Consider the following 15040-nt stretch of genomic DNA (forward strand, 5'->3'; position numbering starts at 1 on the left):
CGCGGGGGGGGGGCGCCGGGGGGTCGTAAACCAGTCAGGCCGGTGAAAGACCGGCTAGGGGAGACGGCCGGTGCGGCTCGGGCGGGGGAGTGGGGGAGCAGGGAGGGGGAGAGGGAGGGGAAAGGCGCGGGGGAGCGGTCGGGGCCGGGGTCAGGGTCAGTGGATGATGCCGGTGCGCAGCGCCACGGCGACCATGCCGGCGCGGTCGCCCGTGCCGAGCTTGCGGGCGATGCGGGCCAGGTGGCTCTTGACGGTCAGGGCGGACAGGCCCATAGAGACGCCGATCGCCTTGTTCGACTGGCCCTCCGCCACCAGGCGCAGGACCTCCACCTCGCGGCCGGAGAGCTCGCGGTAGCCGCCCGGGTGGCTCGGGGCACCCGGGGGGCGGCGGTGCAGGCGGGCGGCGGCGGCGCCGATGGGGGCGGCGCCCGGGCGGGTGGGGAGCCCGACGTTGGTGCGGGTGCCGGTGACGACGTAGCCCTTGACGCCGCCGGCCAGGGCGTTGCGCACGGCGCCGATGTCGTCGGCGGCGGACAGCGCCAGGCCGTTGGGCCAGCCCGCGGCGCGGGTCTCCGACAGGAGGGTCAGGCCGGAGCCGTCGGGGAGATGGACGTCTGCGACACAGATGTCGCGGGGGTTGCCGATGCGGGGACGAGCCTCCGCGACGGACGAGGCCTCGATGACGTCGCGCACACCGAGGGCCCACAGATGGCGGGTGACGGTGGAACGGACGCGCGGGTCGGCCACGACCACCATGGCGGTCGGCTTGTTCGGGCGGTAGGCGACCAGGCTTGCAGGCTGCTCGAGGAGAACGGACACCAGGCCTCCTGGGGTGCGGGACGGGGCCGGCTCGTGGGGGCGAAGCCGGGACGAACCGTGCTTTCAAGGTCACAGTCGTCTTCGGCACCGAACCCGTCCGCCTTTAGACAATGATCACGATCTGGTGAGTAACAATCCGAGCAATTCGGACACGCTGTCGATCATTCGAAGATCGAACGGTTTCACACTTTGTCGATACGGGCCCGAAAGTGGCCGTGTCGACAAAGTGACGGAACGTTTCCCGAGCCGGACGGGGCCCGGGAGAAGGACCAGGGGAACAGGGGCGCCGCTAGCGCGACTGCGGGCCGCGACGCTGCGGCAGCGTGACCACCGACGCGTCGCCCGGCGCGGCCGGCGGCAGGCCCGCGACCTGCGCCAGCAGATCGCACCACGACGCGAGGTGCACCCCCGTGTCCGGGACGCCGCCCAGCCCCTCGCGCGGCGTCCAGGACGCCCGGATCTCGATCTGCGAGGCGGACGGGCGCGCCGACAGCCCCCCGAAGTAGTGGGAACTCGCGCGCGTGACGGTGCCGCTGGGCTCGCCGTACGTCAGCCCCCGCGCCTGGAGGGCGCCGGTGAGCCAGGACCAGCACACCTCCGGCAGCAGCGGGTCCGCGGCCATCTCCGGCTCCAGCTCGGCCCGCACCAGCGTCACCAGCCGGAAGGTGCCCCGCCACGCGTCGTGCCCGGCCGGGTCGTGCAGCAGCACCAGCCGCCCGTCCGCGAGGTCCTCGTCGCCGTCGACGACCGCGGCCTCCAGCGCGTACGCGTACGGCGCGAGCCGCTTCGGCGGGGGCACCGCCTCCACCTCGATCTGCGGCCGCAGCCGCGTGGCCCGCAGCGCCTCGACGGCCGCCGCGAAGGGCGGCGGAGCCGCAGCGCCCGCTTTCCGGGCCTCGTCCTCGGTACCCTTCGGTTCGTCCATTCCGCCAGCGCCGTCCGACAGTCGTCCCTGAGCCGCAGCCATGCGGGGAAGATTAAGCGGAACAGCGCCTCGGCGCAGGGAGGGACACCCGCGTGCGGACGCGATGTCCGGATCACGCGGTCCCTCGCGGGCGCCCCCGTCCGCGCCGTCCGCGCGGGCGCACCCGCGGTCGGGCGCCTCGCGCCGGACATGCGAGACTTGCCGCTGTGAGTGCCAACCAGAGCCCCGCGGGCAAGCAGCCGACCGCCACGTACGACTCCGCGTTCCTCAAGGCGTGCAGGCGTGAGCCGGTGCCGCACACCCCCGTCTGGTTCATGCGGCAGGCCGGGCGCTCACTGCCGGAGTACCTGAAGGTGCGCGAGGGCATCCCGATGCTCGAGTCCTGCATGCGCCCGGAGCTGGTCGCCGAGATCACCCTCCAGCCGGTGCGCCGGCACGGCGTGGACGCGGCGATCTACTTCAGCGACATCGTCGTCCCGCTCAAGGCCATCGGCATCGACCTCGACATCAAGCCGGGCGTCGGCCCGGTCGTCGAGAACCCGATCCGCACCCGCGCCGACCTCCAGCGGCTGCGCGACCTCACCCCCGAGGACGTCTCCTACGTCACCGAGGCGATCGGCCTGCTCACCGCCGAGCTGGGCGCCACCCCGCTGATCGGCTTCGCCGGCGCGCCGTTCACCCTCGCGAGCTACCTCGTGGAGGGCGGCCCGTCCCGCAACCACGAGAACACCAAGGCGCTCATGTACGGCGACCCGCAGCTGTGGGCCGACCTCCTGGACCGCCTGGCGGACATCACGGCCGCCTTCCTCAAGGTGCAGATCGAGGCGGGCGCGAGCGCCGTCCAGCTCTTCGACTCCTGGGTCGGCGCCCTCTCGCCCGCGGACTACCGCCGCTCGGTGATGCCCGCCTCCGGCAAGGTCTTCGAGGCCGTCGCCGGGTACGGCGTGCCGCGCATCCACTTCGGCGTCGGCACCGGCGAACTGCTCGGGCTCATGGGCGAGGCCGGCGCGGACGTCGTCGGCGTCGACTGGCGCGTCCCGCTCGACGAGGCCGCCCGCCGCGTCGGCCCCGGCAAGGCGCTCCAGGGCAACCTGGACCCCGCCGTCCTCTTCTCCACGCGGCAGGCCGTCGAGACCAAGACCCAGGAGATCCTGGACGCGGCGGCGGACCTGGAGGGCCACGTCTTCAACCTCGGCCACGGCGTCCTGCCCACCACCGACCCGGACGCCCTGACCCGGCTCGTGGAGTACGTGCACACGCAGACCGCCGCCCGCTGAACCGGCGTCACCCGGCGCCCGCGCCCGAGAAACCGGACGGGCGCCCTCACCACCCCGGCCGCGCCCGCCTCCCGAACAGCAGCCCGCGCGGCTGTGGCGGGGGCGGGGTGCCGCGCCGCAGCGGCCAGGCGATCAGCAGGCCCACCACGAAGCCGACGACGTGGGCCGCGTACGCCACCGTCCCCGCGTCGGAGACGGCACCGCCGGACGAGTAGACCGCCTGGAGCCCGAACCAGAAGCCCAGCACGATCCAGGCGGGCAGCCTGAGCGGCAGGAAGATCAGGAAGGGCACCAGGACCCACACCCGCGCCCTCGGGTAGAGCACCAGGTACGCGCCGAGCACCCCGGCGACCGCCCCCGACGCGCCGATCAGCGGGGCGGCCGAGTCGGCGTCCAGGAGGGCGAAGCCGTAGGTGGCCGCGTAGCCGCAGACGCCGTAGAAGAGCAGGAACCGCAGGTGGCCCATGCGGTCCTCGACGTTGTTGCCGAAGATCCACAGGAAGAGCATGTTGCCCAGCAGGTGCAGCCAGCCGCCGTGCAGGAACATCGCCGTCAGGACGCTCAGCTCGGCGGACTTGTCGTAGTCAGGCGGGCCGACCACACAGCCCGGTCCCCGGGGGCCGATCCCGGTGTCGCCCGTCGGCACCAGCCGGGGCATCCGGTGGTGGACCAACTCCTGCGGCACCGCCGCCCAGTGGTCCAGGAACGCCTGGAGCTGACACGCCTGCGCGAGGCTGCCCTCTCCGGTCACCGACCCGGCCGTCCCTGGCGTGAACAGGAAGACCAGGACGTTCGCGACCACCAGGGCGTACGTCACCCAGGGGGTGCGGCGCGCGGGGTTCAGATCATGGACGGGAATGACCACGAGTCACTCCTGCCCGCCCGGCGGAGGGTGAATCGGCACGTCCCCTGAACGCCCCCGTCCGTGCGTCCGTATGACCCCGTATCCGCCCGCGGCCCGGGGAAGGCGGGGCGCGGGGACGACGTGAGGAACAGGCGATGAACGAACGGGTCACACCCGCTCCGGCGATGCACGCCCTGCCCGACGGCGAGGCCGAGGTCTCCCTCGTGCTGCGCCTGCCCTGGGAGGACGTCGCCCGGCTCGGTCAGGAGGCCGGGCGGCTGGCGGCGCAGATGCGGCGGCCGGTGACGCTGGACGAGGCGGTCGGCCACCGGCTGCGCTCCGCGCGGAGCGCGGCCCACGCCCGGCCGGCCGGCGAGCAGCCGCCCGCGGTGAGCGCGCCGGGGTCCGGCTCCGCGTCGCTGTCCGGCTCCGCGCCCGTGTCCGGCCCCGCGTCCGTGTCCTCCCTGCCCTCGCGGCCCCCGGCCGAGCAGGCGCGGCAGGCCATCGACCGGATCAACGGGACGGCGTAGGACGGCGTGGCACCCGGGCGGTTCCTCGTGCGCGCCGTTCCACCGCCCGCGTCGCCACCGGGTCAGCCCTGCCGCTCCACCGCCCGCGCCGCCTTGCGGGCGGCCACCAGCACCGGGTCCCACACCGGTGAGAACGGCGGTGCGTAGCCCAGGTCCAGGGCCGTCATCCGGTCCACCGTCATCCCGGCCGTGAGGGCCACCGCGGCGACGTCGACCCGCTTGCCCGCGCCCTCACGGCCGACGATCTGGACGCCGAGCAGCCGGCCGGTGCGCCGCTCGGCCAGCATCTTCACCGTCATGGGGGAGGCACCGGGGTAGTAGCCGGCCCGGCTGGTGGACTCGACGGTGGCCGTCACGAACCGCAGCCCCGCCCGCAGCGCGTCCTTCTCGCGCAGCCCGGTCCGCGCGATCTCCAGGTCGCAGACCTTGCTGACCGCGGTGCCGACCACGCCCGGGAAGGTGGCGTAACCGCCGCCCGCGTTGGTGCCGATGACCTGCCCGTGCTTGTTGGCGTGGGTGCCCAGCGGAATGTGCCGCTCCTGCCCGGAGACCAGGTCGAGCACCTCCACGCAGTCGCCGCCCGCCCAGATGTCCTCGTGCTCCCGCACCCGCATGCCCAGGTCGGTCAGCAGCCCGCCGTGGGCGCCCAGCGGCAGCCCGGCGGCCGCCGCGAGCCCGGTCTCGGGGCGTACGCCGACGCCGAGCACCACCACGTCCGCCGGGAACTCGGCGTCCTCGGTGGCCACCGCGCGCACCCGGCCGTCGTTGCCGGTGCGCACCTCGGTGACCTCGGCGTCGTTCACCATGGTGATGCCGAGGCCCTCCATCGCCTCGTGCACCAGGCGGCCCATGTCGGGGTCGAGCGTGGACATCGGCTCCCGGCCGCGGTTGACGACGGTCACCTCGTAGCCGCGTTTGATGAGCGCCTCGGCCATCTCCACGCCGATGTACCCGGCGCCGACGACCACCGCGCGGCGGCCGCTCGTGCGGGAGAGCGTGTCGAGCAGCGCCTGTCCGTCGTCCAGCGTCTGCACGCCGTGCACGCCGGGCGCGTCGATGCCCGGCAGCTCGGGACGGATCGGCCGCGCGCCGGTTGCGATCACGAGCTTGTCGTACGGCGTCCAGGAGTGGGCCCCCGAATCGACGTCACGCGCGCGCACCCGTCGGCCGGCGACGTCGATCTCCGTGACCTCGGTGCGCAGCCGCAGGTCGATGCCGCGGGCGCGGTGCTCCTCGGGTGTCCGGGCGACCAGGTCGTCCCGGTCGGTGACGTCGCCGCCGACCCAGTACGGGATGCCGCACGCCGAGTACGAGCTGAAGTGGCCGCGTTCGAACGCCACGATCTCCAGTTCGCCCGGGCCCCTCAGCCGGCGGGCCTGTGACGCCGCGGACATCCCCGCGGCGTCACCGCCGATCACGACCAGTCGCTCTCTCGTACGGTCCGCAGGGCTCATGTTCATGCGAACACGCTACGGCGGCGCGGCGTTCCGGTCCGGCCCGCCCCGGACCTCGCGTCCGTGCCGACCCGGCCCTCGTCAGTCCCGCCCGCCGGGCTTCCGCCCGCTCGCCGTCGCGGCCGGTGCCGGTGCGGCCGGTGCGGCCGGTGCGGCCGGTGCGGCCGGAGCCGGGCGGCGCGGCAGCCGGGGCCGTACGACCCGCAGCCACAGCAGCGCGACCAGCGCCGCCACCGCGGCGAACGGCAGGATCGCGCCGAAGGCCACCGCCACCCAGCGCAGCATCGTCACGAACGCGTCCCAGCCGCCCGCCAGCGCGTCCGTGAACCCCGGCTCGTCGTCCTCGGCCGCCTTCTCCTTCACCGGCGTCTCGGAGAGGGAGAGTGTGATGGTGGCCAGGCCGGTGCGGTCCTTCAGGGACGCCTGCTGGGCGAGCAGTGCCTCCAGCTCGGCCTGACGGCTGCTCAGCTCGCCCTCCAGCGTCACCACGTCGCTCAGTTTCGTCGCCCGGTCCATCAGCTCGCGCACGCGGGCCACGCTGGCGCGCTGCGAGGTGATCCGGCTCTCCACGTCGACGACCTGTTCGGTGACGTCCCGCGCCTTGGCGTCGCGGCGCAGCAGCTTCCCGGCGCCCTCCAGGTCGTCGAGGACGTCCTGGTAGGCGTCGACCGGCACGCGCAGGACGAGCCGGGTGCGCTCGTGGCCGTCGCCGTCCCGGCTGGTGTTCTCGTCGCCGACGTAGCCGCCCGCGTTCTCGACGGTGGCGCGGGCCTCGTCCAGGGCCTTCGGCACGTCCTTCACCCGGACGGTCAGGGAGGCGGTGCGGATGACGTGGCTCGCGGCGGCCTTCGGCGGGGCGGTCGCCCTGGCGCCGTTCGCCCCACCGCCCGCCGCGCCCTGCCGGTCGCGCGCCGCGCCGGGGGCGGCCTCCTTCGCGGCGCTGTCCGCGCCGCTCCCTCCGGAGTCGCCCCCGGCGGTGCATCCGGTGAGCGCCAGGGCCGCGGCGAGCAGGACGGCGGCCAGGGCCGGAACGGGTCGGACGGTACGTGGTGTGCGCACAGGAGCCCCCGGGATCGTCGGTACGACTGTCGTTCCTACGACGCCGGGACCGCCCGGGAGGTCGGCGCGGAACGGTTCCGAACAGGTCACGGTCCGGACTCGCGCGGCCCGGGCGGACAGGGCGGTTAGTGCGGTCCGCCCGGCCTGGCGGCGGTGCTGTCGGTGGGGTCTGAGACGCTGGGGGCATGTGCGCAAGCGAGACCACCGCGGGCGGGGCGGCCCCCGCGGACCAGGGCCATGTCGTCGTCGTGGGAGCCGGGATCGCCGGGCTCGCCGCCGCCCACCGGCTGCTGGAGCGCGGCGCGCGGGTGACCGTGCTGGAGGCGTCGGACCGCGTCGGCGGCAAGTTGCTGCCCGGTGAGATCGCGGGGGTGCGCGTCGACCTCGGCGCCGAGTCCCTGCTGGCCCGCCGCCCTGAGGCCGTCGGCCTGGCCCGCGAGGTGGGACTCGCCGACCGCCTCCAGCCGCCGTCCACCGCGTCGGCCTCCCTGTGGACCCGCGGCGCCCTGCGTCCGATGCCCAAGGGCCACGTCATGGGCGTCCCCGGCACCGCCGCCGCCCTGGCCGGCGTCCTGTCCGAGGAGGGCCTCGCCCGCATCGAGCGCGACGCCGACCTGCCCCGCACCGAGGTGGGGGACGACGTCGCGGTGGGCGAGTACGTGGCGGCGCGCCTCGGCCGCGAGGTCGTCGACCGCCTCGTCGAACCCCTGCTGGGCGGCGTCTACGCGGGCGACGCGTACCGCATCTCCCTGCGGTCCGCCGTGCCCCAGCTGTTCGAGGCCGCCCGCACGCACACCTCCCTCACCGAGGCGGTGCGCGCCCTCCAGGGCCGGACGGCCACCTCCCCGCCGAGCGGCCCGGTGTTCACGGGCATCGAGGGCGGCGTCGGCACCCTCCCGCTCGCCGTCGCCGAGTCGGTGCGCGCGCGGGGCGGCGAGATCCTCACCCGGGCGCCCGCGACGGAGCTGCGCCGCACCGCCGACGGGAGCTGGCGGATCACCACCGGCGACCGGGTGCTGCACGCGGACGCGGTCGTCGTCGCCGTCCCCGCCCGCCCCGCCGCCGAGCTGCTGCGGGCCGAGGCCCCCGCCGCCGCGGCCGAGCTGGCCGCCGTCGAGTACGCCTCGATGGCACTGATCACCCTCGCCTACCGCCGCTCGGACGCCGCCGTGCTCCCCGAGGGCAGCGGCTTCCTCGTGCCGCCGGTCGACGGGCGCACCATCAAGGCGTCCACCTTCGCCTCCCGCAAGTGGGGCTGGATCGACGCCGAGGACCCGGACCTGGTCGTCCTGCGCACCTCGGTGGGCCGGTACGGCGAGACGGAGGTCCTCGGCCGCGACGACGCCGGCCTGGTCGCCGTCTCCCGGCACGACCTGAAGGAGGCCACCGGTCTGGCCGCCGCGCCCGTCGCCACCCGCGTCACCCGCTGGCAGGACGGCCTGCCCCAGTACCCCGTCGGCCACCACGCGCGCGTGGCCCGCGTCCGCGCGCACGTCGCGAAGCTCCCGGGCCTCGCGGTGTGCGGCGCGGCGTACGACGGCGTCGGCGTCCCGGCGAGCATCGCGAGCGCCTACGCGGCCGTGGACCGGCTCCAGGGCGACCCGCGGGGTGTGGAGCGGCTCACCGCCCACCCGGTGCGGAGCCCGCACGGCGGAGCGGGAGAATAGGGCCATGAGTGACGACGCCTCCACCCCCGCCGCCGAGCGCATCCCCAACAAGGGCAAGCTGGCCAAGGACCTCAACGAGGTCATCCGCTACACGCTCTGGTCCGTCTTCAAGCTCAAGGACGTGCTGCCCGAGGACCGCGCGGGCTACGCCGACGAGGTCCAGGAGCTGTTCGACCAGCTCGCCGCCAAGGACGTGACCGTCCGCGGCACGTACGACGTGTCCGGTCTGCGCGCCGACGCCGACCTCATGATCTGGTGGCACGCCGAGACCGCCGACCAGCTCCAGGAGGCGTACAACCTCTTCCGGCGCACCAGGCTCGGCCGCGCGCTGGAGCCGGTCTGGTCGAACATGGCGCTGCACCGCCCCGCCGAGTTCAACCGCTCGCACATCCCGGCCTTCCTGGCCGACGAGACGCCGCGGAACTACGTCAGCGTCTACCCGTTCGTGCGCTCCTACGACTGGTACCTGCTGCCCGACGAGGACCGCCGCCGCATGCTCGCCGACCACGGCAAGATGGCCCGCGGCTACCCGGACGTGCGCGCCAACACGGTCGCCTCCTTCTCGCTCGGTGACTACGAGTGGCTCCTCGCCTTCGAGGCCGACGAGCTGTACCGCATCGTCGACCTCATGCGCCACCTGCGCGCCTCCGAGGCCCGCATGCACGTCCGCGAGGAGGTCCCCTTCTTCACCGGGCGCCGCAAGGACATCGGCGACCTGGTGGCCGGCCTCGCCTGATCAGGCGGCCGGCGCCGCGGCCTCCGGTGCCGCGGCCTCCGGCTCCGCCGGGGTCCTCGGCTCCGGCTCCGGGCGCGGGGCGCACGACGCGTCCCGCGCCGGGAGGCGGCCCTCCAGCAGGTACGCCTCCAGGTGGCCGTTGACACAGGCGTTGGCCCCGCCGCCGACGCCGTGCGAACCGGCGTCCCGCTCCGTCACCAGCACCGACCCCGCCACCCGCCGGCGCAGCTCCAGCGCGCCCTCGTACGGGGTGGCCGCGTCCCGTTCGGCGGCCAGGATCAGCGTCGGCGGCAGCTCGCCCGGCGCGGTGCGCACGTCGAGCGGGGTCTGCCGGGGCGCCCGCCAGTAGGCGCACGGCAGGTTCGTCCACACGTTGTCCCACGTCTCGAACGGCGCCCGGCGCGCCAGCCGCGTGTTGTCCCGGTCCCAGACCGCGAAGTCGGTCGGCCAGGGCGCGTCGTTGCACTCGACGGCCGTGTACACCGCGTTGGCGTTCTCCGCCCCGGCGGCCCCTTCCTCGGTCCGCGTCCCCGCCTGGTCGATCAGCGGCTGGGGGTCGCCGTTCAGATACGCCGACAGGGCCTGCGCGCGGTGCGGCCAGTAGTCGTCGTAGTACCCGGCCTTCAGGAACGCCCCCTGCAACTGGGCGGGCCCCACCGTCCCGCCCGCGGGCTCCACCGCGAGCCGGGCGCTCGCCTCCTCGTAGCTGTTCTGGACCTCCCTCGGCGTGTCGCCGAGCCCGTACACGGCGTCGTGCTCCGCGATCCACTCCTTGAAGTCGTCCCAGCGGTCCTCGAACGCCTCCGACTGGTCCAGGTTGTTGCGGTACCAGACCTGCCCGGGGTCCGGGTTCACCACCGAGTCGAACACCATCCGCCGCACCCGCGCGGGGAACAGCTCGGCGTACAGCGCCCCGAGATAGGTGCCGTACGACGCGCCCATGAACGTGAGGCGCCGCTCGCCCAGCGCGGCCCGGACGACCTCCAGGTCACGGGCGTTGTTGAGGGAGTGGTAGTGCCGCAGCGCGTCCCCGGCCCGCTCGGCGCAGCCGCGCGCGTACGCCTCGGCCTCGGCGGCACGCTCCTTCTTGTACGCCTCCGACGGCCGCGTCGGCGCCGGCCGGGGCCCCTTGAAGAAGTCCCCGGGGTCCTGGCAGGACAGCGGCGCGGAGGGCGCGACCCCGCGCGGCGCGTACCCGACGAGGTCGTACGCCGCCGCGATCCGCTTCCACTCGGGCACCATGCCGACCAGCGGGAAGTACAGCCCCGAGCCGCCCGGACCGCCGGGGTTGTAGAGCAGCGCGCCCTGGCGGGGCACCTCGCGCCCGCCGCCGCCCGGGTCCTCGCGCGTGGCCGGCAGGCGGCTGACGGTGAGCCGGAGCGACTCGCCGTCGGGGTGCGCGTAGTCCAGGGGCACGGTGACCGTGCCGCAGCGCACCCGGGCCGGCAGCCCTTCCGCCTTCGGGCAGGCGCCGAAGTCGACGCCGGCCGCCGCCGCGCGCTCGGCGGCCACGGCGGTGCCCCGCGCCTCGGCGGAACCGGGCCCGCCCGGCGTGCCGTGGGCCGGTACGGCGGCGAGGGTGGTCAGCAGCAAGGACCCGGCGGCCGAGTGGAGGACGGCAGCTCGCATCGCGTATCCCTTCGGTGCACGGCGTGACACAAGGGATGTTTGGTGCGGCGGCCGGACAGGGCAAGCACCGCCCGCGCATGTCGGCGCCGAGTGCCCCCGTACGCCCCCCGGCGCGTCAGATCCGGCGTCGCCGTCGCTCCTCGGCGTGCTCCCAGGTGTGCTCCTCGCGGTGGGCGAAGGCCGCGCGCAGGTCCGGCTCGCCGACCGCGTGGACGCCCCGCACGGCGACCGAGGTCAGGTACGTGCGGTCGTCACAGGTGCCGTCGGCGTGCCGGACGAGGGCGCCGATCAGCCGCTGCCCGGCCGGGGAGGCCCAGCGCGCGTACGGGTGGACCTCCATCCGGGTGATCGCGAGGCATCCCAGGGTCAGGGTGAGCGGCAGCGCGAACCACAGGGCGATCAGCAGGCGCGGCTCATCGGCGGGCAGGGGCAGTGCCAGCGCGGCGGCCCCCAGCGCGCACACGGTGACCGCGGCCGTCCGCACCCGCCGGACCCCGGCCGCGATGCTCCGGGTGCCGTCCGGCACGGCGAGGCCCGCGCCGACCAGCCGGTCGGCGAGGCTCCGCACCGCCTCCGCGGTGGCCGCGGCGGCCCGCACCGGCGCTATCCGGGACTGTCCGCCGGGGCCTATCGCCCCGATGACCGACCGCTCCATCTCGTCCCGTCCGCGAGGGTCGACGACGGTCGCCCAGCCGGTGTGCGCGAGCAGCAGCCGGCGCTGGCGCGCCATCGAGACCATCGTGAGGTCGGCGACCCGCCGGGGGCCGCCCGCCAGGAACGCCGCCTCGTACAGCGTCAGCGCGTGCTCGCGGTCGACGGCGCCCGGATCGACGGCCGCCGCGCGCACGGCGGCCAGACACAGCCGCAGGCACGCCAGCCCGGCGACGGCCCAGGCGGGCAGGAGGAGAAGGACCCAGAACATGCCGTACTTCTATGCCAAAGGCTTTCGCCGGCGCCATGGTCTGTTCACCATTCGGGACGCACTGTTGTGGGTACGTGACGTTCCGTTCGGCGATGTCCCGATGCTGCCGGGACGGGCTCAGCGGCGCAGCAGAACACGCCTGGTCGCACGGGCCAACCGGGCCCCGGGCCGCTCCGGCCGTGGCACCGGTCCCGACCGTTCCAGCCACCACGCGCGCACCTCGCGTCGCACGTCGGCGTCCTGCGGACGGCCGTCCCGCATCAGGTGCTCGGCGAAGTCGAGGGCGTCCCGCCGGTAGCCGCCGGTCATCGGGCGCCGCCGGGCGTAGGAGAGGAAGGCCGGCCGGTAGCCCGCCCCTAGGATCTCCGGCAGTTCGGGCGCCACCTTGGCGACCACGTCCGCCCGCTTGGCGGCGAGCGCCCGTGCCTGCACCCCCAGCCGCACCCGGTCGAACCCCTCGGGTGCGGGAGTCCCGGCGACCAGCGCGGACAGCAGCGCGGCCTGCGCGAGACCGAGCCGCTGACGCACGGCGTCCGGGGCGCCGGAGTCGGCCGACGCCCGCGCGGCCCGCGGTGCCACCGCCCCGCCCGCGCCGGGCGCCGTACCCGCGGCCCGCCCCTTTTCCACGGCGGCGCGGATCGCGTCCACCTCCGCCTCCAGCTCCTCCCCCTCGGGGAAGTCCTCGTCCCGCTCCAGGAGCACACCGGGGGGCGACACGCGGGAGGCGAGGTCGGTCAGGATGTCGAGCACCGACTGCGGAACGGGGTGGGCGTGGCTGTCGTGCCAGACGCCGTCCCGCTCGAACCCCCCGGCGACGTGGACGTAGGCGATGGCCTCCAGGGGCAGGTCGCCGAGCGCCTCGGCCGGGTCCTCACCGCGGTTGACGTGGTTGGTGTGCAGGTTCGCCACGTCGATCAGCAGCCGTACTCCCGTCCGGTCGGCCAGCTCGTACAGGAACTGCCCCTCCGTCATCTCCTCGCCGGGCCAGGAGACGAGCGCGGCGATGTTCTCCACGGCGAGCGGCACGGGCAGCGCGTCCTGCGCGACGCGCACGTTCTCGCACAGCACGTCCAAGGCGTCGCGGGTGCGCGGCACGGGCAGGAGGTGACCGGCCTCCAGGCGCGGGGAGGCGGTCAGCGGTCCGCCCGCCCGGACGAACGCGATGTGCTCGGTGACCAGCGGCGCCCCCAGTGCCTGCGCGCGCTCGGCCAGCGCCGCCAGCCGCCCCGCGTCCGGCCGCTCGGCGCCGCCGAGCCCGAGCGAGACCCCGTGCGGCACCACGGTCACCCCCCGCTCGCGCAGCCGCAGCAGCGAGTCGGGCAGGTGCCCGGGGCAGAGGTTCTCGGCCACGGCCTCGACCCAGTCGATGCCGGGCATCCGCTCGACGACGTCCGCGATCTCCGGACGCCAACCGATGCCGGTTCCCAGCCGTGCCACGCGCTCCATGGTTCGTCCCCCTCCTGCGACCATGCCGGGGGTATCGCCCGCCCCGTCCGGACCCAACCCCGAAGGCGGCATGTTCAGAGCAATATCTGAGGTTCCCGGGGGCGCCGGACGTCAGCGCAGGTCGAGCCGCATCAGCACCCGCGGATGACCGGCCAGCACGGACGTGGTGTCGGCGGCGTGGACGAACCCGGCGCGCTCGAAGTTCTTCCGCAGTCCGGCGTACGCCATGGTCAGGTCGACTCTGGCGTCGCCATTGTCCAGCGGATACGCCTCGACGGCCGGCGCGCCGTGGGAGCGGGCGAAGTCGACCGCACCGGCGATCAGGGCGTGCGAGATCCCCTGCTTCCGGTGGCCGGGGCGGACGCGGACGCACCACAGCGACCAGACCGGAAGGTCGTCCACGTGCGGGATCTTGCGGCCCCGCGCGAAGGAGGTGTCCGCGCGGGGCGCCACGGCGGCCCAGCCGACCGGCTCGTCACCGTCGTAGGCGAGCACTCCCGGAGGGGGCCCCGTACGGCACAGCTCGGCGACGTACGCGCCGCGGGCCGGTCCGCGCAGCTCGTTGTTGACCTTGGAGGGGACGCGGTAGCTCAGACACCAGCAGACGTTGGCCTGCGGCGACTTCGGTCCCAGCACCGCCCGGACGTCCTCGAAGACCGATGCCGGGCGGACGTCGATGGTCATGGCACCACGATGGCACGGCGCACCGCCGGGCGCCCCCCGTTCGCCGGCTACCGCAGCGCCGGATGGTCCGCCACCACCGTGCACGAGCCCGGCGCGATCTCGGTGTACCCGGCGTCGCGGACCACCGGCAGGCCGCGCGTCGTCAGGTCGCGCCAGCGGGCCGGGTCCGGAGTGCGCACCGCCAGCGGGTATCCCGCGTCCCGCCAGGCCGCCCGGGCCTCCTCGTCCAGCTCCCACCAGGCGAGCTGGGCGCCGTGTCCGGCCTGGGCCATCGCCTTGCCGGCCGACATGTCCAGGTCCGGGTTCATCCACAGCACGGGCGCGGAGAGGTCCGCGTCGAGGGGCGGCTCCGGGTCGTCGAGGTCGGTGCCGGAGACCTGGAGGCGGGCCAGGTCCTTGGGCCAGCCGTCCAGCGGGACCGGCGGGAAGACCCGAACCTCGGCGCTCTTGCCGGTGACCGTGATGCCGGGCAGTGCCTCGGCCCGCCGCCACTCGGCGCCGCGCGCCCGCCGGACGACCTTGCGGATGCGCGCGTCCTGCCAGTCCCGCACCGCCCGCGCCCAGGCGCCGTCGCCGGTGGAGCGCTCGTCGCCGAGCAGCACCAGCACCGCGCGGGCCGCGGTCTCCAGCGCGTCGGTACGGGGCGGCGGCGCGGCCCGCTCGATGCGCACGACCAGCGGCAGCACGAACTGCGGGGCGAGGTCGCGGTCGCCGGGCTCGGGGCGGAAGGGGCTGTCGGGGACGGGCGTCGTCGGATCATCGCTCACGCCCCCAGTCTGCCAAGTCCCGCGCGCCGGTGAGGACGCCCCGGCGGCATCCCCGGCGGCATCCCCGCCGGTCCGGTGGATCAGCCCGAGCAGGCCGTGCGCTGGGCCTCCTGCCATTCGCAGACCGGGCAGTAGGTGATGCCCTTGTACGACTCGGGGTACTCCGTGGGCTCCCGGCACAGCACGCACTCGGCGTACGGCGGGCCGTCGGCCTTGGGGGGCCGGGTCGCGTCGATCAGGCAGTAGTCGTCCGGGCCTTGCTCGTCGTCGCTGCTCATGCC

General features: G+C 75.1%; 15 protein-coding genes. 4 read left to right on the plus strand and 11 right to left on the minus strand.

The genetic code is table 11. The features are described 5' to 3' along the window. Nucleotides 1–156: 156 nt before the first annotated feature. A complete protein-coding gene (locus ACFIF2_RS31885) occupies nucleotides 157–819 on the minus strand; it encodes a response regulator transcription factor (RefSeq protein WP_003972894.1) in 663 nt (220 codons plus the stop codon). Nucleotides 820–1108: 289 nt separating this feature from the next. Continuing rightward, entirely contained in the window at nucleotides 1109–1786 is a 678-nt protein-coding gene (locus ACFIF2_RS31890; RefSeq protein ID WP_395576751.1) for a DUF3000 domain-containing protein, read from the minus strand. A 164-nt stretch (nucleotides 1787–1950) separates the two neighbouring features. Between ACFIF2_RS31890 and hemE the strand changes: the two genes are divergently transcribed. Then, nucleotides 1951–3021 (plus strand): uroporphyrinogen decarboxylase, encoded by a 1071-nt coding sequence (gene hemE / locus ACFIF2_RS31895; protein WP_395576752.1) that lies wholly within the window; start codon nucleotides 1951–1953, stop codon nucleotides 3019–3021. A 46-nt stretch (nucleotides 3022–3067) separates the two neighbouring features. On the opposite strand, the gene ACFIF2_RS31900 is transcribed toward hemE, so the two are convergent. Further along, the gene (locus ACFIF2_RS31900; protein ID WP_395576753.1) at nucleotides 3068–3886 is read right to left on the minus strand and encodes a rhomboid family intramembrane serine protease; all 819 of its coding nucleotides are present in this window, start codon (nucleotides 3884–3886) and stop codon (nucleotides 3068–3070) included. Between the two features lie 134 nt (nucleotides 3887–4020). On the opposite strand from ACFIF2_RS31900, the gene ACFIF2_RS31905 reads away from it, so the two are divergent. Continuing rightward, on the plus strand, nucleotides 4021–4395 hold the full coding sequence (locus ACFIF2_RS31905) for a hypothetical protein (protein ID WP_395576754.1): 375 nt from the start codon (nucleotides 4021–4023) through the stop codon (nucleotides 4393–4395). A gap of 62 nt (nucleotides 4396–4457) precedes the next feature. Here the strand turns inward: ACFIF2_RS31905 and ACFIF2_RS31910 are convergent, their stop codons facing one another. Together ACFIF2_RS31910 and ACFIF2_RS31915 are read right to left on the minus strand one after the other, a co-directional pair. Then, nucleotides 4458–5855 carry an FAD-dependent oxidoreductase gene (locus ACFIF2_RS31910; protein ID WP_395576755.1) on the minus strand — a complete coding sequence of 466 codons (1398 nt, stop codon included), beginning with the start codon at nucleotides 5853–5855 and terminating at the stop codon, nucleotides 4458–4460. 75 nt (nucleotides 5856–5930) lie between these two features. Continuing rightward, nucleotides 5931–6908: a DUF4349 domain-containing protein gene (locus ACFIF2_RS31915; RefSeq protein WP_395576756.1), complete on the minus strand. Its 978-nt coding sequence runs from the start codon at nucleotides 6906–6908 to the stop codon at nucleotides 5931–5933. Between the two features lie 185 nt (nucleotides 6909–7093). On the opposite strand from ACFIF2_RS31915, the gene hemG reads away from it, so the two are divergent. Continuing rightward, on the plus strand, nucleotides 7094–8575 hold the full coding sequence (gene hemG, locus ACFIF2_RS31920; RefSeq protein WP_395576757.1) for a protoporphyrinogen oxidase: 1482 nt from the start codon (nucleotides 7094–7096) through the stop codon (nucleotides 8573–8575). A 4-nt stretch (nucleotides 8576–8579) separates the two neighbouring features. After that, nucleotides 8580–9311: a hydrogen peroxide-dependent heme synthase gene (hemQ, locus tag ACFIF2_RS31925; protein WP_395576758.1), complete on the plus strand. Its 732-nt coding sequence runs from the start codon at nucleotides 8580–8582 to the stop codon at nucleotides 9309–9311. Here hemQ and ACFIF2_RS31930 read toward each other — a convergent pair whose 3' ends face one another. The 6 genes from ACFIF2_RS31930 to ACFIF2_RS31955 form a co-directional block, all read right to left on the minus strand. Further along, a complete protein-coding gene (locus ACFIF2_RS31930) occupies nucleotides 9312–10940 on the minus strand; it encodes an alpha/beta hydrolase (RefSeq protein WP_395576759.1) in 1629 nt (542 codons plus the stop codon). Between the two features lie 115 nt (nucleotides 10941–11055). Continuing rightward, the gene (locus ACFIF2_RS31935) at nucleotides 11056–11862 is read right to left on the minus strand and encodes a TIGR04222 domain-containing membrane protein (RefSeq protein WP_395576760.1); all 807 of its coding nucleotides are present in this window, start codon (nucleotides 11860–11862) and stop codon (nucleotides 11056–11058) included. A gap of 117 nt (nucleotides 11863–11979) precedes the next feature. Continuing rightward, nucleotides 11980–13299, minus strand: a complete 1320-nt coding sequence (locus ACFIF2_RS31940) for a DUF692 domain-containing protein (protein WP_395576761.1) — start codon at nucleotides 13297–13299, stop codon at nucleotides 11980–11982. Between the two features lie 120 nt (nucleotides 13300–13419). Then, the gene (locus ACFIF2_RS31945; protein ID WP_395576762.1) at nucleotides 13420–13992 is read right to left on the minus strand and encodes a GNAT family N-acetyltransferase; all 573 of its coding nucleotides are present in this window, start codon (nucleotides 13990–13992) and stop codon (nucleotides 13420–13422) included. 47 nt (nucleotides 13993–14039) lie between these two features. Continuing rightward, nucleotides 14040–14759, minus strand: a complete 720-nt coding sequence (locus tag ACFIF2_RS31950; protein WP_395576763.1) for a peptidyl-tRNA hydrolase — start codon at nucleotides 14757–14759, stop codon at nucleotides 14040–14042. An 80-nt stretch (nucleotides 14760–14839) separates the two neighbouring features. Continuing rightward, nucleotides 14840–15037, minus strand: coding sequence for a hypothetical protein (locus ACFIF2_RS31955; RefSeq protein WP_395576764.1), 198 nt, complete (start codon nucleotides 15035–15037; stop codon nucleotides 14840–14842). Between the last annotated feature and the right edge of the window lie 3 nt (nucleotides 15038–15040).

This window comes from Streptomyces sp. BK79 (assembly GCF_044142145.1).
In the GTDB taxonomy this organism is placed as follows: Bacteria; Actinomycetota; Actinomycetes; order Streptomycetales; family Streptomycetaceae; genus Streptomyces.